The sequence below is a fragment of the Paracoccus sp. J56 genome (genome assembly GCF_019633685.1).
GTDB classification, from domain to species: Bacteria; Pseudomonadota; Alphaproteobacteria; order Rhodobacterales; family Rhodobacteraceae; genus Paracoccus; species Paracoccus kondratievae.
On record NZ_JAFL01000002.1, the window covers coordinates 177,939 to 197,271 of the forward strand.

18 protein-coding genes are annotated in these 19,333 nt (G+C 63.3%); 5 read left to right on the plus strand and 13 right to left on the minus strand.

The window, feature by feature from the left end:
- Nucleotides 1–40: 40 nt before the first annotated feature.
- Together rpoH and M511_RS02385 are read left to right on the plus strand one after the other, a co-directional pair.
- Nucleotides 41–946, plus strand: coding sequence for an RNA polymerase sigma factor RpoH (gene rpoH, locus M511_RS02380; protein ID WP_010392865.1), 906 nt, complete (start codon nucleotides 41–43; stop codon nucleotides 944–946).
- A 291-nt stretch (nucleotides 947–1,237) separates the two neighbouring features.
- A complete protein-coding gene (locus M511_RS02385) occupies nucleotides 1,238–2,257 on the plus strand; it encodes a hypothetical protein (RefSeq protein ID WP_085501263.1) in 1,020 nt (339 codons plus the stop codon).
- 100 nt (nucleotides 2,258–2,357) lie between these two features.
- On the opposite strand, the gene M511_RS02390 is transcribed toward M511_RS02385, so the two are convergent.
- The 6 genes from M511_RS02390 to M511_RS02415 form a co-directional block, all read right to left on the minus strand.
- Nucleotides 2,358–3,404: an SPOR domain-containing protein gene (locus M511_RS02390; RefSeq protein WP_085501264.1), complete on the minus strand. Its 1,047-nt coding sequence runs from the start codon at nucleotides 3,402–3,404 to the stop codon at nucleotides 2,358–2,360.
- 68 nt (nucleotides 3,405–3,472) lie between these two features.
- Nucleotides 3,473–4,108: a uracil phosphoribosyltransferase gene (gene upp / locus M511_RS02395; protein WP_010392872.1), complete on the minus strand. Its 636-nt coding sequence runs from the start codon at nucleotides 4,106–4,108 to the stop codon at nucleotides 3,473–3,475.
- Nucleotides 4,105–5,073: an adenosine deaminase gene (locus tag M511_RS02400; protein WP_085501265.1), complete on the minus strand. Its 969-nt coding sequence runs from the start codon at nucleotides 5,071–5,073 to the stop codon at nucleotides 4,105–4,107. Before M511_RS02400 ends, upp begins: the two co-directional genes overlap by 4 nt.
- Complete coding sequence (locus M511_RS02405) at nucleotides 5,070–6,254, minus strand: phosphopentomutase (protein WP_085501266.1); 1,185 nt, start codon at nucleotides 6,252–6,254, stop codon at nucleotides 5,070–5,072. Before M511_RS02405 ends, M511_RS02400 begins: the two co-directional genes overlap by 4 nt.
- On the minus strand, nucleotides 6,251–7,543 hold the full coding sequence (locus tag M511_RS02410) for a thymidine phosphorylase (RefSeq protein WP_085501267.1): 1,293 nt from the start codon (nucleotides 7,541–7,543) through the stop codon (nucleotides 6,251–6,253). Before M511_RS02410 ends, M511_RS02405 begins: the two co-directional genes overlap by 4 nt.
- Nucleotides 7,540–7,935 (minus strand): cytidine deaminase, encoded by a 396-nt coding sequence (locus tag M511_RS02415; protein WP_085501268.1) that lies wholly within the window; start codon nucleotides 7,933–7,935, stop codon nucleotides 7,540–7,542. The genes M511_RS02410 and M511_RS02415 overlap by 4 nt, the downstream gene beginning before the upstream one ends.
- A gap of 159 nt (nucleotides 7,936–8,094) precedes the next feature.
- Here M511_RS02415 and M511_RS02420 point away from each other — a divergent pair, with 159 nt between their 5' ends.
- Together M511_RS02420 and M511_RS02425 are read left to right on the plus strand one after the other, a co-directional pair.
- Nucleotides 8,095–10,374, plus strand: coding sequence for an NADP-dependent malic enzyme (locus tag M511_RS02420; RefSeq protein ID WP_010392880.1), 2,280 nt, complete (start codon nucleotides 8,095–8,097; stop codon nucleotides 10,372–10,374).
- A 240-nt stretch (nucleotides 10,375–10,614) separates the two neighbouring features.
- Complete coding sequence (locus tag M511_RS02425; protein ID WP_085501269.1) at nucleotides 10,615–12,519, plus strand: propionyl-CoA synthetase; 1,905 nt, start codon at nucleotides 10,615–10,617, stop codon at nucleotides 12,517–12,519.
- 179 nt (nucleotides 12,520–12,698) lie between these two features.
- Here M511_RS02425 and M511_RS02430 read toward each other — a convergent pair whose 3' ends face one another.
- The 3 genes from M511_RS02430 to M511_RS02440 are packed head-to-tail and all read right to left on the minus strand — an operon-like array spanning nucleotide 12,699 to nucleotide 13,763.
- Nucleotides 12,699–13,088: an ACT domain-containing protein gene (locus M511_RS02430; RefSeq protein ID WP_085501270.1), complete on the minus strand. Its 390-nt coding sequence runs from the start codon at nucleotides 13,086–13,088 to the stop codon at nucleotides 12,699–12,701.
- Nucleotides 13,081–13,443, minus strand: coding sequence for an antibiotic biosynthesis monooxygenase family protein (locus tag M511_RS02435; protein ID WP_085501271.1), 363 nt, complete (start codon nucleotides 13,441–13,443; stop codon nucleotides 13,081–13,083). Before M511_RS02435 ends, M511_RS02430 begins: the two co-directional genes overlap by 8 nt.
- The gene (locus tag M511_RS02440; protein ID WP_010392887.1) at nucleotides 13,440–13,763 is read right to left on the minus strand and encodes an NIPSNAP family protein; all 324 of its coding nucleotides are present in this window, start codon (nucleotides 13,761–13,763) and stop codon (nucleotides 13,440–13,442) included. Before M511_RS02440 ends, M511_RS02435 begins: the two co-directional genes overlap by 4 nt.
- Nucleotides 13,764–13,835: 72 nt before the next feature.
- Between M511_RS02440 and M511_RS02445 the strand changes: the two genes are divergently transcribed.
- Entirely contained in the window at nucleotides 13,836–14,501 is a 666-nt protein-coding gene (locus M511_RS02445; protein ID WP_085501272.1) for an ArsR/SmtB family transcription factor, read from the plus strand.
- Nucleotides 14,502–14,732: 231 nt separating this feature from the next.
- On the opposite strand, the gene aroA is transcribed toward M511_RS02445, so the two are convergent.
- The 4 genes from aroA to M511_RS02465 form a co-directional block, all read right to left on the minus strand.
- Nucleotides 14,733–16,064 carry a 3-phosphoshikimate 1-carboxyvinyltransferase gene (gene aroA, locus M511_RS02450; RefSeq protein ID WP_010392892.1) on the minus strand — a complete coding sequence of 444 codons (1,332 nt, stop codon included), beginning with the start codon at nucleotides 16,062–16,064 and terminating at the stop codon, nucleotides 14,733–14,735.
- A gap of 72 nt (nucleotides 16,065–16,136) precedes the next feature.
- Nucleotides 16,137–16,838, minus strand: coding sequence for a tRNA (guanosine(46)-N7)-methyltransferase TrmB (gene trmB / locus M511_RS02455; protein ID WP_085501273.1), 702 nt, complete (start codon nucleotides 16,836–16,838; stop codon nucleotides 16,137–16,139).
- A 45-nt stretch (nucleotides 16,839–16,883) separates the two neighbouring features.
- On the minus strand, nucleotides 16,884–18,560 hold the full coding sequence (locus M511_RS02460; RefSeq protein WP_085501274.1) for a ribonuclease J: 1,677 nt from the start codon (nucleotides 18,558–18,560) through the stop codon (nucleotides 16,884–16,886).
- On the minus strand, nucleotides 18,553–19,332 hold the full coding sequence (locus M511_RS02465; protein ID WP_085501275.1) for a type III pantothenate kinase: 780 nt from the start codon (nucleotides 19,330–19,332) through the stop codon (nucleotides 18,553–18,555). The genes M511_RS02460 and M511_RS02465 overlap by 8 nt, the downstream gene beginning before the upstream one ends.
- Between the last annotated feature and the right edge of the window lies 1 nt (nucleotide 19,333).

Consider the following 19,333-nt stretch of genomic DNA (forward strand, 5'->3'; position numbering starts at 1 on the left):
TCACAATTACCCGCCGGTGGGCGGGACAGGGAATTCTCAGATGGCGAACTATCAGAACCTTCCGGCACCCAGCCCTGAACAGGGCCTGAACCGCTACTTGCAGGAGATCCGCAAGTTTCCGCTTCTGCATCCGGACGAAGAATACATGCTCGCCAAGGCATGGGTCGATCATCAGGACGCCGAGGCGGCGCAAAAGCTGGTGACCAGCCACCTGCGCCTCGCCGCCAAGATCGCCATGGGCTATCGCGGGTATGGCCTGCCGCAGGCCGAGGTCATATCCGAGGCGAACGTCGGGCTGATGCAGGCGGTCAAGCGGTTCGACCCTGAAAAGGGTTTCCGTCTGGCAACCTATGCGATGTGGTGGATCCGCGCCTCGATTCAGGAATACATCCTGCGCTCGTGGTCGCTGGTCAAGATGGGCACCACCTCGGCGCAAAAGAAGCTGTTTTTCAACCTGCGCAAAGCCAAATCCCGGCTTGGCGCGTTGGAAGAGGGCGATCTGCGCCCCGAAAACGTCGCCCAGATCGCGCATGATCTGAACGTGACCGAGCAGGACGTCATCGACATGAACCGCCGCATGTCGGGCAGCGATGCGTCGCTGAACGCTACGGTCGGGTCGGGTGACGGCGATTCTACTGCTCAGTGGCAGGACTGGCTTGAAGATGAGGATGCAGATCAGGCCGAAGCCTTCGCCGAGGCGGATGAGCTTTCGGCGCGTCGCGAGATCCTTGTCGCGGCTATGGACGTGCTGAACGACCGCGAAAAAGACATTCTTATCGAGCGGCGCCTGCGCGACGATCCGATGACGCTTGAGGATCTGTCCACTCGCTACGATGTCTCGCGCGAGCGTATCCGCCAGATCGAGGTCCGAGCCTTTGAAAAGCTGCAAAAGCGCATCCGCGAACTGGCACGCGAACGTGGCATGACGGTGCCCGAAACGGTCTGATCCGGGATTGCCGCCCCTGTTCGCCCGCACCCTGCTGCAGCAGGGCCGATATGGGACCATTTTTCCCTTGCCAAGCAATCCCTTGCCGCTGAGGTGGGCTTCGCGCGGCAAGGGCTCTTGCGAGCGGATGCCGGGTCGTGCGAACAGGGGCGCAATATTGCGGTTATCCCTGCCGCGCCGGCCGTCTTCCAGCGCCCCGGCAGCGCGAAATATCGTGATGGCGGGCAGAGTTGACCGGCACCCGGCTTGGCTTATGGTCGGGACAGGACAGCAGGAGCCGATGGCGCGGAAATGACGGCGCTGAACCAATATCAGCGGCTGGAAGCCGCAGGACTCTGGCGTGAGACGCCCCGCTCGCAGGCGCGGGATGTGATCGTGTCTTTCGGCGACGCCACGCTGATCCTGTCCGATCCGCGCTCTGAAATGCCGCTTGCGCATTGGTCGCTGCCTGCCGTCACCCGGCTTAACCCCGGCAAGCTGCCCGCGTGTTATGGGCCGGGCGGGGCCGAACCCTATGAAGAGCTTGAGATCGACGACGAGCTGATGATCTCGGCTATCTCCAAGGTCCATCATGTGATCGAGGCAAACAAGCCCCACCCCGGCCGTCTGCGTGGCGGGCTGATGCTGGGGGCGGCTGCGATCATGGCGCTGCTCGCGGCCTTTTGGGTGCCGCCGGCGCTGGTGCGCCACGCCGCGGACATCGCCCCGCCTGCGCAGCGGGCCGAGATCGGACGTATGGTGCTGGCCGAGATCGCCAAGACCACCGGCAGCGCCTGTTCGCGCCCGGCGGGCGATATGGTGCGCCAAAAACTGGCCATGCGGCTGATCGGGCCGGATGCGCAGATCGTCGTACTGCCGACGACCCTGAAGGGCGCGATCCGTCTGCCCGGAGAGATCATCGTCATCGGCGAAGATCTGATCGAAGATCAGGTTACCCCCGAGGTCGCGGCCGGTCATATTCTTGCGGCCCAGGCGATGGCGGTGCAGAACGACCCGATGCTGGCGGCCCTGCGCTATGCCGGGCCCCGCGCAACCTTTCATCTGCTGACTGCTGGCAATCTGTCGGCAAAATCCCTGGCGGGCTATGGTGAAAAGCTGTTGGCCGACCCCGTTCCGCGCCCCGAAGATGAGCCACTGCTGGCCTATTTCACCCGTGCCGGAATTTCGAGCGAACCCTATGCCCGCTCGTTGGATCCAACCGGCGAAGCAGTTCTCGGCCTGATCGAGGCCGACCCCTTCCGCACCGCCGAGCCCCGCCCGGTTCTGAGCGACCGGGAATGGATCGCACTGCAGGAAATCTGCGATCAGTAGCCGCTGCGCAACAGGAAACAGGCTGGTGACACTGCGAACCTGATGGTGGCCCAGGCCACGCCTTGATTGCGTGATGGTATTTCGCCTACCCACCACCCTATCAGCGCGGGAAGGCATCGCGGAACCCTGCCTTGCGAATCCGGTCAAGCGCACGGACGATACCTTCGCGATCAGGAAAAGGACCAGCGATCAGGTATTCGACCTCGCGCCTGCCCATTTGATCCCTGCCGCGCAGGACCGGATAACCCATTCCGGCAACACGTCTGATCGCACGTTCGGCATTTTCGGGCCGGGCAAAGGTACCGACCTGCACATAACGCGCACCTGCGGGGATCAGACCAACCTTGGGCGACATCGGCGGCGGGGTCGCTTGAATCCCGGACGGCCGCACGGGTGTCTTGGCCGCAGGCAACGGGCTTCTGGCGGTTGGCCTCGCCCCGGAAACCTTGGGGCCGTGCCCGACCCGCGCAACCTGCGGAGGCGAGGCGTCGGATTTGGGGCTGCTGGCGGCAGAAGCCATTTGCGCTCCGCTGCCAATTGGGCGGGTCAAGCTGAGCCGCGACAGCTCCACTTCGGACAGGCCGGTGCAATAACCACGGGTAGGGTCGTCAAGCTGCGCCTCGCCCGGTTTGCCATCATAGCCCAGCAACTCGCACAGTCTGAGGTTCGGGCGCAGAGCGCCGGCCATGCTTTGACGCACACCCGGAGCCGCCACCAACGCAGCACGCAGTGCATCGACCGGGACAGATGAGGCAGGCTCAGGTCCACGGTCGGGCAACGGCTCAAGCGGCCTTGGGTCGCCGGCCAGCTCACCGGGTTGCAGATTGGGAATGACCTGCCGGGTCAGCGCCTCTGCCACCAGCTCCGCGCGGCTGCGGCCGGCATTCGGATCAAGCGCCCGCAACCTGGGCGCGCCGTCCAGCCCCCGGGCAGAAAGCGTCGGGGGATAGCCGCAGATCGGCGAGCCGTCGCGCGCAAGACGCGCCTGCCATCCGCCTGTTTCGGCGTGGACAAAGACGCAGCCCCGGCTGTCGATATATTGCTGGGCCGGGAAGCCCGGCGGCGGCTCTTCCGCCGGATAAAGGGCCCGTGCCCACGCCAGCCCCGGCAACAGCACCAGCAAGAGCCACAGGATCACCCGCATCATCCCATCCCCGAATCGTTCATCCGATCCGGGAATAGGCCAGAACCCCTGAAGAACCCGTTAATCCGGATTTATTTCGTGCCGAACATCCGGTCTCCGGCATCCCCCAGACCCGGGACGATATAACCGTGATCGTCCAGCCGCTCATCAAGGGCTGCCGTCACAATCGGCACGTCGGGATGGGCCTCGCGCATCCGTGCGACCCCTTCGGGAGAGGCAAGCAGGCACAGAAAGCGCAGGTTGCGCGCACCCGCCGCCTTAAGCAGATCAATAGCCGCAACCGATGAGTTGCCGGTAGCCAGCATCGGATCGACCACGATGGTCATACGTGCGTCCAGTTCATTCGGGATTTTCGAATAGTATTGCACCGGTTGCAGCGTCTCGGGATCGCGGTAAAGCCCGATGAAACCGACGCGGGCGGCCGGGATCAGCTCAAGGATACCGTCAAGCAGCCCGTTCCCGGCCCGCAGGATCGAAATCAGCGCCAGCTTTTTTCCCTCAAGCGTCGGGGCCTCCATCTCGCACAGCGGGGTCTGGATGCGCACCGTGGTCATCTCAAGCTCACGCGTGATCTCATAGGCGAGCAACAGGCTGATTTCGCGCAGAAGACGGCGGAAACCGGCGGTCGAGGTGCCTTTGTCCCGCATAAGCGTCAGCTTGTGCTGCACCAGCGGGTGATCGACGATGGTCAGATGCGCTTGGGTCATGTGAGGTCCTTTCGCAGGCGGGTTCGGGTGGTCTCGTCACAGAAGGCCGCCTCGACGGCCCAAAGGTTCATCTGGCCAAACTCGGCCTCGGCCCAACCGAAAGCATCGGCAAGCCGCTGATATTCCTGCGACAATGTGGTATGGAAAAAGGGCGGATCGTCGGTCGAGACGGTGACGCGCACGCCAGCATCGGCCAGCCGCGCGATAGGATGGGCGGGCCAGCCGGGCACTATCCCCAGCGCAATATTCGAGCCGGGGCAGACCTCCAGCGTCACACCGCGCGCGGCAATATCGCTAAGCAGCGCGGCATCCTCAATGGCGCGGATACCATGGCCAATGCGGGTGACACCAAGGGCAAGCGCGTCGCGGACGGACCCGGGTCCCCGCCATTCGCCAGCATGTGCGGTCAGGCCCAGCCCCGCCTCGCGCGCGCAATCGAAGGCCCAGGCGAAGTCGCTTAGCTCACCCGCGCTCTCGGCCCCGCCGATGCCAAATCCTGTGACCCAGCTACCCGAAGTCTCGGCCGCGCAGATCGCGGTTTTCCTGGCGCGCTCGGGGCCGAAATGGCGGATGCAGGTCAGGATGGCGCGACTGGTGATGCCGCTGCGCTCCGCCTCGGCGGCTGCCTCTTCCATGGCTGCGAGGTAGTCGCGCCATGCCGTCAGATCCGCCCCACCGCAGAACTCGGGCGAGACGAAAACTTCGGCATAGATCGCGCCCTCTTCGGCGCAATTGCCAAGCACTTCGGTCACGAGCCGGGCATAGTCGCGCGGCGCAGTCAAAACCGAGGTCGCAGCCTCATATACGCGAAGAAACTCATTGAATCCGTTATAGGAATAGGCACCGCGCTCATCAAAGATGTGACCGATATCCTGATGTTTTTCAGCGGCTAGCGCGCGGATAAAGGCTGGAGGTGCCGCGCCTTCCAGATGCAGATGCAGTTCGATCTTTTTCAGCGATTTCATAGAAACGATCTCCCCGGACCGGCGGGCGGCAGGCCGAGATGGGCGGCAACCGAGGCGGCAATATCGGCAAAACCCACCTGCCCGATCGCGCGCGCACCATAGCCCCAGCCCAAGACCGGCACACGCTCGCGGGTGTGGTCGGTGCCGTGCCAGGTCGGGTCATTGCCGTGGTCGGCAGTAAAAATCGCCAGATCCCCCGGACGCAGCCGGGCCATCAGCGCCCCGGCAACGCCATCAAACCATTCCAGCGCCTCTGCATAGCCCTCGACATCGCGACGGTGGCCATAAAGGCTGTCAAACTCGACGAAATTGGCAAAGATCAGGCTGCCCGGCGCGGCCTCATCAGCAAGCCGCAGCAGATGATCGGCAAGGTCGGCGTCCGAGCGCCCCTTGTGCAGATGCGAGATGCCGCGATGCGAGAAGATATCGCCGATCTTGCCGATGGCATGGGTAATGCGACCGGCCTCGTGCGCGAGGTCAAGCAGTGTCGGCGCCGGCGGAGCGATGGCATAATCGCGGCGGTTCGGAGTGCGGGTAAAACTGCCCTCAGCCCCAAGAAACGGCCGGGCGATGACCCGCCCGACGCGCATCGGATGGACCATGGCCGCCACCGCTTCGCAGAGCCGATAAAGTCGGTCGAGGCCAAAGTGCTCTTCATGCGCAGCGATCTGCAACACACTATCGGCCGAGGTATAGCAGATTGGCCGGCCTGTGCGCAGATGCTCGGCGCCAAGGCGGGCGATGATCTCGGTCCCCGAGGCGTGTTCGTTGCCAAGAATGCCATCGGTGCCGGCGGCACGGGCGATATTCGCGGTCAGATCGGCTGGAAAGGACGGGTGGGTATCCGGGAAATAGTGCCAGTCCCAAGGCACGGGAACGCCCGCAATCTCCCAATGACCCGAGGGGGTGTCCTTGCCGCGCGAAACCTCGGTTGCGGCCCCCCAAAGCCCCTGCGGGACCGCGTCAAGACCGGGGGCCTCGGCCCCGCTTGCCAGGCGGATCGCGGCACCAAGCCCCAGCGCGTCCAGATGAGGCAGATGCAGCGGCCGCGTCTGGGCGATATGGGCCAGCGTATTCGCGCCGGTATCGGGCAGCCCGTCATTGAAATAGGCAGCCGCATCCGGGGCACCGCCGATGCCCACCGAATCCATCACGATCAGGACAGCGCGTCTGTCGGTCATGTCACCTCGCTGCGGATCAGGGGACCCGGTTCCGGCCCATCGCCCAGCAGATAGGCAGCCGCGACTGAGGCAACCGCCGCCTCGGCCGCCGCCTCTGTTGCGGCATGGACCAGCGCCAGCGGGCGCCCCTCATCCGCCGTCTCGCCGATGCGGAGCAGTTCTGCAAGCCCTACCCGCGGGTCAATCCGGTCACCGGCACGCAGCCGCCCGCCGCCCAAAGCGACAACGGCATGGCCAAGCGCCTCGGTATCTATGGCGGCAACCCGACCGCGACCGGGCACGGCACGCACCACCGGTGCAGGTGGCAGATAGCGGTCGGGATGTTCCAGCAGGTCGGTCGGGCCACCCTGCGCGGCAACCATGCGGGCGAAACGTTCAGCCGCAGCGCCACTTTCCAGCGCCTGCAATGTGCCATCGGATAGCCCGGCCAGATCAAGGCAGGCCGAGGACAGCGCCAGCGACAGATCCCGCAACGCACCTTGCCCACCGGTCAGGGCTACGATCGCCTCGCGCAGTTCCAACGCATTGCCGGCGGCGCGGGCCAGCGGCTGATCCATGTCGGTGACATAGGCGCGGGCGCGGCAACCTGCGCCCTTGGCCGTATCGACCAGCGCACGCGCCAGGTCCTGCGCCGCCTCGGGGTTGCGCAGAAAGGCACCACTGCCCTGTTTGACATCCAAGATCAGCGCATCAAGCCCCGCCGCCAGTTTCTTTGACAGGATCGACGCGGTGATCAGATCCACCGAACCGACCGTCGCGCTTTCATCGCGGATCGCGTAAAGCCGCGCATCGGCGGGGGCAAGTTCAGGCCCCGCGGCAACAATTGCGCAGCCGGCCCCGGCGGTGACGCGGCGAAACTCTTTCTCAGACAGCGCGGTGCGGAAACCCGGTATGGCCTCAAGCTTATCCAGCGTGCCGCCGGTATGGCCAAGCCCGCGCCCCGAGATCATCGGCACATAGCCCCCGCAGCTGGCAACCAAAGGGGCAAGGATCAGGCTGACCGTATCGCCAATCCCTCCGGTCGAATGCTTGTCCACCACCGGCCCCGGCAGATCCCATCGCATGACATGACCGGAATCACGCATCGCCCGGGTCAGCGCCACGCGACCGCCCTTATCCAGCCCGCGCAGCAGCACCGCCATGGCAAACGCGGCCGCCTGGGCGTCACTGACCGAGCCATCGGCCAGCCCGCGCGCGATCAGCCCCGCACCCGCCGCATCCAGCCCATGCCCATCGCGGACGGCAGCAATCACCGGACGCGGATCATGGCGCGAGGCCTCGGGGGTCATTCCGTACCCGACATATGACTGATACCAAAGCGACCGGGCAGCAGCTCGCCGATCGTGGTGGCAAGCTCGGTCCCTCGGATGGTCGCCAGCAGCACCGGGGTTTCGGGACGCCCGAATTCGGCAAGCTTCTGTCGGCAGCCGCCACAAGGCGGCACCGGCCCCTGCGAGTCGGCGATAACCGCAACCTCGACAATCTCGGTCTCGCCCGCTGCGATCATCGCAGCGATAGCCCCGGCCTCGGCGCAGGTGCCCTCGGGGTAAGCGACATTCTCAACATTACAGCCGGCATAGACCCTGCCCGAGGCACCGCGAACCGCCGCGCCGACCTTGAAATTGGAATAGGGCGCATAGGCCCTTTCGCGCACATCACGAGCCGCATCCAAAAGCGCCATGGTCCACCTTTCCCTGCCCTTTTCCCGGATAATGAGTTTGCGCGCCCGCCCCCCACGATGCAAGAGCGGCGCAGTCCCGCCCCCGGCTCGCAATGCCCCCTGTTCCCCGGCGAAGAAATAGTTTAACGCTGAACCATCTTGAGAGGAGAGGGTCTGGCCATGGAAGAACGCAGGCAGGACAACGCCAGGCAGGCGGCATTGGATTATCACGAATTTCCGCGCCCAGGTAAGCTGGAGGTGCGCGCAACCAAGCCCCTTGCCAACGGCCGCGACCTTAGCCGCGCCTATTCGCCCGGCGTGGCGGAAGCCTGCCTTGAAATCAAGGCCGATCCTGCCACCGCTGCCCGCTATACCTCGCGCGGCAATCTGGTCGCCGTTGTCTCGAACGGTACGGCCGTGCTGGGGCTGGGCAATATCGGTGCGCTGGCCTCAAAACCCGTGATGGAGGGTAAGGCGGTCCTGTTCAAGAAATTCGCCAATATCGACTGTTTCGATATCGAGGTGAACGAATCGGACCCCGAAAAGCTGGCCGATATCGTCTGCGCGCTTGAACCGACCTTCGGCGCCATCAACCTTGAGGATATCAAGGCCCCCGACTGTTTTATCGTCGAGAAACTGTGCCGCGAGCGGATGAACATCCCGGTCTTTCACGACGACCAGCACGGCACCGCCATCGTGGTCGGCGCGGCGGCGACCAATGCGCTGCATATCGCCGGCAAGCGGTTCCAGGATATCAAGGTCGTCTCGACCGGCGGTGGCGCAGCAGGCATTGCCTGCCTGAACATGCTGCTGAAACTGGGCGTCAAGCGCGAGAACGTCTGGCTCTGCGATATCGCCGGCCTCGTCTATGAGGGCCGGACCGAGGAAATGACGCCGCAAAAGGCCGAATATGCGCAGAAATCCGATCTGCGCACGCTCGATCAGGTGATCGATGGCGCGGACCTGTTCCTTGGCCTTTCCGGTCCCGGTGTCCTGAAACCTGAAATGGTCGCCAAAATGGCCAAGCGTCCAATCATCTTTGCGCTGGCGAACCCGACACCCGAGATCCTGCCCGAGGATGCCCGCGCCGTCGCCCCGGATGCGATCATCGCCACGGGCCGCAGCGATTATCCCAACCAGGTCAACAACGTTCTGTGCTTTCCCTTTATCTTTCGGGGTGCGCTGGACGTCGGCGCGACCACGATCAACGACGAGATGCAGCTTGCCTGTATCGAAGGGATCGCCGCGCTTGCCCGCGCCACCACCAGTGCCGAAGCAGCCATGGCCTATCGGGGCGAAACGCTGACCTTTGGTGCGGATTATCTGATCCCGAAACCCTTTGACCCACGTCTGATCGGCGTGGTCTCATCCGCTGTCGCCAAGGCGGCGATGGAGACCGGCGTCGCCACCCGTCCGCTTGACAATATCGCCGTCTACAAACGCAAGCTTGACGGCTCGGTCTTCCGCTCGGCGATGATCATGCGCCCGGTCTTTGAGGCCGCTGCAACCGCCAAGCGCCGCATCGTCTTTGCCGAGGGCGAGGATGAACGGGTGCTGCGCGCCGCCAATGCGATGCTGGAGGAAACCACCGACGCGCCGATCCTGATCGGCCGTCCCGAGGTGATCGCCATGCGCGCCGAACGCGCCGGCCTGCCGATCCGCCCCGGCCGCGACTTTGAGATCGTGAACCCCGAGAACGACCCCCGTTATCGCGACTATTGGGGCACCTATCACGATCTGATGGCCCGGCGCGGTGTCACCCCCGACATCGCCCGCGCGATCATGCGCACCAATACCACCGCCATCGGTGCGGTCATGGTTCACCGGGGCGAGGCTGACAGCCTGATCTGCGGCACTTTCGGCCAATATAGCTGGCACCTGAATTACGTCAGCCAGGTGCTCGCCCGGGACGGGCTGTGCCCGCATGGCGCGCTGTCGCTGATGATCCTTGAGGACGGGCCGCTCTTTATCGCCGACACTCAGGTCCATCATAACCCCACGCCCGAACAGGTGGCCGAGGCCGCTATCGGTGCCGCCCGCCACGTGCGCCGCTTTGGCGTCACGCCCAAGGTCGCGCTGTGCAGCCATTCGCAATTCGGCAACCTCGACAACGAAACCGGCGTCAAGATGCGCGCTGCGATGGAGATCCTGCACTCGCGCGGCGTGGACTTCATCTTTGACGGTGAAATGCACGTCGACTCGGCGCTGGATCCATCAATCCGCGAACGGCTGTTGCCGCGCTCGATCCTGGAAGGGGCGGCAAATACGCTGGTCTTTTCGGGCACCGATGCGGCATCGGGCGTGCGCAACGCGCTGAAGCTCAAGGCCAACGGGCTTGAGGTCGGGCCGATCCTGATGGGTATGGGCAACCGCGCCCATATCGTCACGCCCTCGATCACCACCCGCGGCCTTTTGAATATGAGCGCGATCGCCGGCACGCCGGTCGATCACTATCGCTAAGCCATGGGGCTGCGGTGATTCTACCGCAGCCCACCCCTTGCCCTGCTTCATTTTGCAAAAGGCGGCAGAGTTTGCATCACACTGCAAACTCATTTTTTCTTTGCAAAATTATTTCCCCCGCTTTGGCGACAGACCGCACAAGTTTCTGTCGCATAGCGGGCTGTGGGCGTTAACATCCTTGCGCCCCTCCCCACCTCACGCGTAACTCCACCCATCCATTCGGGGAGGAGAGTTGTTTTCATGGGATACCGCGAGATATATTCCGCGTGGCAGGCCGATCCTGAGGGGTTCTGGATGCAGGCCGCCGAGGCCATCGACTGGAAGCAAAAACCCTCAAAGGCGCTTTTTGACGACAAGGCCCCGATCTACGAATGGTTCTCGGACGGGCTGGTGAACACCTGCTGGAATGCGGTGGACCGCCATGTCCTGGCGGGGCGCGGCGACCAGATCGCCATCTGGCATGAAAGCCCGATCACCCTGACCACCAAGGGGATCACCTACCGTCAGTTACGCGACCGCGTTGCCTCACTGGCCGGCGCGCTGCGTATGCGTGGCGTCGAAAAGGGCGATCGCGTCATCATCTATATGCCGATGATCCCCGAAGCGATCGAGGCGATGCTGGCCTGCACCCGCTTGGGTGCCGTCCACTCGGTGGTCTTTGGCGGCTTTGCGGCCAATGAATTGGCGGTACGCATCGACGATTGTCAGCCCAAGGCGATCATCGCGGCCTCTTGCGGGCTCGAACCAAACCGGGTCGTTCACTACAAGCCACTGCTTGACGCCGCCATCGACATGTCCAGCCACAAGCCCGAGTTCTGCGTGATCTTCCAGCGCGAACAAGAGGTTGCCAAGCTGGTCGAAGGCCGCGACTTTTCCTGGCACGGCTTTCAATATGGCGTGAAACCCGCCGACTGTGTCCCGGTCGAGGGTAACCACCCCGCCTATATCCTTTACACCTCGGGCACGACTGGCCAGCCCAAGGGCGTCGTGCGCCACACCGCCGGCCATCTGGTCGCGCTGCAATGGTCGATGACAAATATCTATAACATCGAGGCCGGAGACCGTTTCTGGGCCGCCTCGGATGTCGGCTGGGTAGTTGGCCACAGCTATATCTGCTACGGCCCGCTGATCGCGGGTGCCACCACCGTCGTATTCGAGGGCAAGCCGGTCGGCACCCCGCATCCCGGCGTCTTCTGGCGCACCATCCAGAACCTTCGCATTAAAAGCTTTTTCACCGCGCCGACCGCGCTGCGCGCCATCCGCCGCGAGGACCCGAACGGCGACTGGATCCGTCGCTATAAGCTGCACGATCTGCAGGCGTTGTTCCTTGCCGGTGAACGCGCCGATCCCGATACGGTGCAATGGGCGCAGGAGCATCTGGGCGTACCGGTGATCGACCACTGGTGGCAGACCGAAACCGGCTGGGCCATCGCCGCGAACCCGATGGGGATCGAGACCTTGCCGATCAAACCGGGCAGCCCTTCGGTGCCGATGCCCGGCTATGACGTGCAGGTGCTGGATGAGGCAGGCCACCCGGTACCCGCAGGCACGCTTGGAGCCATTGCGATCAAGCTGCCCCTGCCTCCCGGCACGCTGCCGACGCTGTGGAACGCCGAAGAGCGGTTCCGCAAATCCTACCTCGACCACTTCCCCGGCTATTATGAAACTGGGGACGCGGGCTATATAGATGAGGACGGCTATCTTTACATCATGGCCCGCACCGATGACGTGATCAACGTCGCCGGCCACCGCCTGTCCACCGGCGCAATGGAAGAGGTTCTGGCCAGCCACTCCGCCGTTGCGGAATGTGCGGTAATCGGGGTCGCGGACAGCCTCAAGGGCCAGTCTCCGGTCGGATTCCTCTGCCTCAAGGCCGGGATAACGACCTCGCATGACCAGGTGGTGCGCGAAGTGGTCCAGCTGGTACGCGACCGGATCGGTCCTGTGGCGGCGTTCAAATCGGCCTGCGTCGTGGATCGACTGCCCAAGACCCGCTCGGGCAAGATCCTGCGCGCCACCATGGCCAAGATCGCCGATGGAGAAGAGTTCAAGACCCCGGCCACCATCGACGATCCCGCCGTTCTGGACGAAATCCGCAAGGCGCTGGGACAGATCGGCTACCCCGAGGCCGCCAAAGCCGACTAATGCGCTTTGCAGGCCTATCGGGCCGCATCCTTGTTGCGGCCCGTCCCACATGACACAGCCAGTGATCAAAGAGCCGCTGCCACAGCAGCGGCTCTGTCGTCTGTCGGATACTTTCGATTTTCTGTCAGATTCCTGCCCTGCAGCCAGGTCAGGCCATCCGTACGAAGAGCCCTTAGCAGTCATTCATCGGCGGGCCATCCGGTGGTCGCATTTCCCGCCAGTTCTTCGCTGTCACAGACCAGAACAAGCTGATTATGATGGTCGGAATACTGAACCAGTATATTCACGCCTGCCTCGGCCAATGCGCGCGAGATCGCGCCCAACTGGCCCGGAGTGCCCTGTTTCAGCTTACGGATGATCGGTGTGCAGATCGCCGCGACCGCGATCCCGGCGTCTTTCGCGGCACTGGCTGCAGCCTCGCCATCGCGAAACAGGAAGTGTGCGATGGACGTCCCGCCATGGCTGAATACCCCACCACCCTCGAAAGAAACCCCGGCGCGCCCCATCGCCTCGCCAAGCTCTGCCAGCGCACCGGGACGGTTTTCCAGATGGAACTCAAGGTCAAACATGATCGGAGGTCTCCTTGTGGATCGCGCGGCTGTCGGCCGGAGCCTCGGCGCGGGCTGTCATGCTGTAGTCCCGCGTCACTGCGGCGATACGCAGATGGTAATCGGCAAAGACATGATCGCGGCCAGCGACCTGCACGCGCCGGTGCTCCGGCAGGTTACGCCAGGCCGCGACCGCAGCTTCGTCGCGCCAGAAGGACAGCGACAGGACCTTGCCGGGATTGGTCAGGCTCTGGAACCGCTCGATGGAGATAAAGCCATCCAGATCCGCCAGCAGCGGGCGCAGCCCGGTCGCCAGATCAAGATATTCGGCCCGGGCCGCACCGGGAACCCAGGCTTCGAAAATGACGGCAATCATGTGCGACCCCCATGTGGAGCTGAAGCGAGTTTGACGAAAAGGCGGTTCTCGCTGCGAATAAAGCCCTCACGTTTGGCGAATTCGTAGTTCTCCCGACCCAGTGGATCTGCCGCCAACCGCGACCGATAGGCTTCATATTCGGCAAGGGATGGCAGCGAATAAATGCCATAGGCGGTCGAGGCCGAACCCTCATGCGGGGCGAAATAGCCGATCAGATCAGCACCGCAGCGCGGGCTGCATTCGCCCCAGTTGCGGGCGTATTGGTCGAACAGCTCACGCCGGTTCGGATCGATGTCATAGGTGATGACGCAGGTTATCATGGGTCTGGCCTTTCTTGCTGACCCCAGACCTACCCGATTGGCGGCAGCAGATGGTTCGGTTAGGATCGAACCATGAGAGAAGGCCCCGATATCGCCCGCATCGCCGCCCTTGTCGCCGATCCTGCCCGCAGTACGATGCTGATTGCGCTGATGGATGGGCGCGCCCTGACCGCGACCGAATTGGCCGGCCTTGGCGGGATCACCAAACAAACCGCCAGTTCTCACCTTGCCAAACTGGTGGATGGCGAGGTGCTGATGGTCGAAGCGCAGGGCCGGCACCGCTACTTCCGTCTGGCGGGCCCCAATGTTGCCAGCCTGCTTGAAGCCCTGATGGTGTTTTCCAGCGATGCCGCGCCTTCGTTGCGCACCGGCCCGCGCGATCCGGCGCTGCGCAAGGCCCGCATCTGCTACGATCATCTGGCTGGAGAGGTGGGCGTCCGGCTTTATAAGCAAATGCTGGCGGATGAGTGGTTGGCGAATGATCTGACCGTGACCCGCTACGGCAGGGAAAAACTGGCCGAAATTGATCTGGATATTGATAGCCTTCCGCCAGGCAATCGACCCCTGTGCCGTGCCTGCCTCGACTGGAGCGAGCGGCGACAGCATCTGGCCGGGCGTCTGGGGAAGGCCATATTAGATCATCTGATCGCCAGATCATGGGCGCGTCGGGTGCCTGCGTCGCGCATCATCAATTTCACTTCGGAAGGTGAGCGGATCTTGCATGGCTGGCTGCGCTGACCAGCGGCTTTGTTTCGCATAGCTGACATTTCCGTATGTCAGTAACTTTATTCTCCAGCAAATTCAGTGGCCGGCAATTGCACAAGGCTGAGGATTTTTCACCCCCCACCAGTCTCGTGCATATATGCGCGAAATCGTCCGCATAACTGCTGCTCAGTGATGACACGAGTCAGCCTGCCAATGGTCGGGACAGCCGCGCCTGACAGACACGGCAGCCCCCGCGCGGCAGGTTTAGCCGATCTGCGCACCCAGCCCCTTCATCAAGGGCAGGAAGTCAGGGAAGGAAGTCGCAATCGGACTGCCGTCATCGACGCTGATCGGCTGTTCCGAGGCAAGCCCCGCGACAAGGAAGGACATGGCGATGCGGTGATCTAGATGGGTCGCGCAAATCGCGCCGCCCTTAAGTCCGCCCTTGCCATGCACGGTCATGGTATCATCCGTCGCCCCGACCTCGGCACCATTGGCGACAAGGCCGACGGCCATGGCCTCGATCCTGTCGCTTTCCTTGACGCGCAGCTCATGGACCCCCTGCATGACGGTCGTGCCTTCGGCGAAACAGGCGATCACGGACAGGATCGGGAATTCGTCGATCATGCTTGCCGCGCGTTCGGGCGGAACGGTCACACCCTTAAGCGGGCCGTGGCGGACGACCAGATCGGCCACCGGCTCGCCCCCCTCTTCACGCGGATTTTCAAAGCGGATGTCAGCCCCCATTTCAAGCAGGGTGACATACAGCCCATCCCGCGTCGGGTTGCGGCTGACGCCGGGCACACGAATCTCGGAGCCCGGAACGATCAGCGCCGCAGCCACCGGGAAAGCCGCACTTGAAGGGTCGCGCGGAACAACAACCGGCTGCGGCCGCAGTTCGGGCCGGCCTCGCAGGGTGATAACCTGCCCTTCATCCGTCACCTCGGTCGAGATCGTGGCGCCAAAGCCCGCAAGCATACGCTCGGTATGGTCGCGGGTCGGCTCGGATTCGATCACCACGGTTTCACCCGGGGCATTCAGCGCAGCAAGCAGCACCGCCGATTTGATCTGGGCCGAGGCAACCGGCGTCTTGTAACGCACGGGCACCGGATCCGCCGCGCCCTTGATCGTGACAGGCAGCCGCTTGCCCTCGCGCGCTGTTACCTCGCAGCCAAACAGCTCCAGCGGGTCAGTCACGCGCCCCATCGGGCGCCGCGACAGGCTGGCGTCGCCGGTGAAGGTCGCGGTGACCGGGGTCGTCGCCATCGCACCCATGATCAGCCGGACACCGGTACCCGAGTTGCCGCAGTCAATCACGCCCTCAGGCTCGGAAAAGCCGCCGACGCCGACGCCGTTCACCAACCACTCACCCTCTCCCAGACGTTCGACACGCGCGCCAAAGGCCTGCATGGCTTTGGCTGTGTCCAGAACGTCCTGACCTTCCAGAAGGCCGGTGATATGGGTCTCTCCCACAGCCAGGGCACCAAGGATCAGCGCGCGGTGGCTGATCGACTTGTCGCCCGGCACCTTGGCCTCACCCTTCAGGGGGCCCGAGCGGCGGGCAATCATCGGAAGCGGTTCGGCGGAATGTGACATGAAGGCCCCCTTGTACGTGTCGCGCAAGGTGATAGCGGTCACGGCTGGCCTATGCAATCGGCCCCGAAGCTTTCAGCCCTTGCGGCGAAAGGTGACGTAATGCGGCACCCGTCCTTCGCGCAGGGCCTTTTGCTCATAGCGCGTGGACAGCCAGTCGTCCCAGGCGTCTTTCCCTTCCGAGATCAGCTCGAAACCGGCCTGCGGAACCTCTTCCAGCGTCTGGCGGACATAATCAGGAATGTCGGTCGCTACGCGGAATTCGGCCCCCGGCTTCATCACCCGGTAAAGTGGGATCAGATGTTCGGGCGTGACGAAACGGCGGCGGTGGTGGCGCGCCTTGGGCCAAGGGTCGGGATAGTTCAGGAACGCCTTGCTGATCGAGCCTTCGGGCAGGACATCCATCAGATCGCGGGCATCGCCCGGATGGACGCTGACATTCGACACCCCCGCCGCGCGGATCTTGCCCAGCAGCATCGCGACGCCGTTGATAAAGGGCTCACAGCCAATGATCCCGATCTGGGGATAGCGGGCGGCCATGTGAACCATATGTTCGCCCCCGCCAAAGCCGACCTCCAGCCAGACCGGGCGGTCATCGCCAAAGATCTGGGCCAGATCGATCGGCTTGCGTTCGGGGTTTTCATCAAGGGTAATGCCGCGCGGGCGCAGGTTGCCCAGATCCTCGGACAGATAGCCCTTTTGGCTCTGGCGCAGAGTTTTGCCATGACGGCGGCCGTAAAAGTTACGGCGCGGAGGTTTCGGGTCGAATTCGCTCATGCTCTTTCTCGGGTGGGCCGGCCGGGACCGGCCCATGCTCTCAGATCATTCGGCAGCCAGACGCGAGATGACCACCGTCACCTCGGGCTTCTTGCCGATCTCTTCCATCGAGACCTGACGGGTAAGGCGGCGGATGCCCTCTTCCAGCCGCTCGTCATCCATGACGGTCCGATCATCGGCACGCTCAAGGAAATCGGCCAGCGCAGCCTCGATATTCTCGGCCAGCGGTGCACCGCCACGGCCCCGTTCAGGCAGACCGGACAGTTCAACCCAGGCGTCGGGCAAGGGCGTGTCATCCTCATCAACGATGACCGAGACCATGGCATGACCGTTCAGCGCCATGCGGATGCGGTCGCGCACCACGCCATCCATGGCACCGATCAGCACCGAACCATCCAGATACAGCCTGCCGGTGTCGATCTGATCGACCACCCGCGGCGCGGTCCCGGACAGGTCCAGCATGGTACCGTTCGTCGCCACTGCCGCCGGAATGCCGCGCGCCTCGGCCAGCTTGGCATGCTCGCGCAGATGCATGTGTTCGCCATGCATCGGAATAACCATCTGCGGCTTCAACAGATCATGCACCGCCTCGATATCGGGGCGGTTGGCGTGGCCCGAAACGTGGTAAACCCCGTCATCGGCATCAAACAGGTCCACGCCCTTTTCCGACAGCGCATTCATGATGCGGATGACGCCGCGCTCATTCCCCGGAATGGTGCGTGAACTGAAAAGGAAACTGTCGCCCTCTTTCAGGTCAATGCCCAGATAGCGGCCACGCGACAACTGGGCACTCGCAGCGCGCCGTTCGCCCTGACTGCCGGTGACGATCAGCATCACCTTGTCGCGCGGCAGTTCCGAGGCCTCTTCCGGTCCGATCACCGGGGGGAAGTTGGTCAACACGCCGGTTTCGATTGCAACGGTGATCATGCGGCGCATGGCGCGGCCCAAAAGGCAGATCTTGCGCCCCGCGGTAACGCCTGCCTCGGCCAGCGTCTTGAGCCGGGCAATGTTGCTGGCAAAGGTCGTGGCCACCACCATCTGGCGCTGCGCGATGACGAAATCCAGCAGCGGATTGGCCAAAAGCGCCTCGGACCGGCCGGGATGGGGGGAAAACACGTTGGTCGAATCGCAGGTCAGGACCTTGACCCCCTGCCCTTCGTTGGCAATCTCGTGCCAGACCATCGGGTCAAAGGGCTCACCCACCACTGGCGTTCCGTCCAGCTTAAAGTCACCCGTATGGACGATCCGACCTGCCGGCGTGTCGATGATCAGGGCCGAACTTTCGGGAATAGAATGGCTGACCGGCACGAATTGCACACGGAAGGGACCTGCCGTCACCACGTCAGGCCGCGGAGCGTGAATATGTATCTGGTCGGTCGGCTGGCCCACCTCTTCCAGCTTCAGCCGCGCCAAGGCACCGGTAAAGCGGCGGCAATGCACAGGCTTTTGCAGCTTTGGCCACAAAAGGCCAAGTGCGCCAACGTGATCCTCATGCCCGTGGGTGATAAAGATTGCGTCGATCCGGTCGCGGTTCGTCTCAAGCCATGACACATCGGCCATGATCAGATCGATACCCGGGGCGGATTCCATATCGCCAAAGGTAACGCCCAGATCGACGACGATCAGCCGCTCTCGTCCCGGCTCGCCATAGCCATAGACATAGGCGTTCATGCCGATTTCGCCCGCGCCGCCCAGCGGCAGATAGATCAGGCGCTCAGCCATTGCCCATCTCCTTGTTATAATCGTGAATGAGGCGCAGCCCATGCATGGTCAGGTCGTCCTCGATCGCGTCGAACAGATCAAAGCCCTGGTCGAACAGCGGCGCAAGCCCCCCGGTCGCGACGACCTTCATCTGGCGGCCTCGCTCTTCGCGGATCTTGTCCACCACGCCCTGCACAAGGCCGATATAACCCCAGTAAATGCCCGACTGGATACAAGCCACCGTATTTGTGCCAATTACCTTGGGCGGCATAGTCACATCGACATGAGGCAGGCTGGCCGCCCCCATATGCAGTGCCTCAAGCGACAGGTTCACCCCCGGCGCAATGACGCCTCCGACATAGGCGCCATCCGTGTCGACCACATCAAAAGTCGTCGCAGTGCCAAAATCGACCACGATCAGATCGGGACCGTGGCGGTGGAATGCGCCCCAGGTGTTCACCAGCCGGTCGGGACCGACCACCGTGCCAAAATCAACCCGGGGGGCCACCGGCAACAGGCAGTCAGGCTTGCCCACAACCAGCGGGCGGGTGTCAAAATAGCGGTTGCACAGCACGCGCAGGTTGAACACCACCCGCGGCGCGGTTGAACTGATGATGCAGCTGTCGATGTTCAGCTCAAGCTTTTGCAATGAGATCAGTGTGGACAGCCAGACGAAATATTCATCCGCAGTACGCCGGTGGTCGGTCGAAATACGCCACATGCCGACGAATTGTTCGCCGTCCCAGACTGAAAAGACCGTGTTCGTGTTGCCGGTGTCGATGCAAAGCAGCATG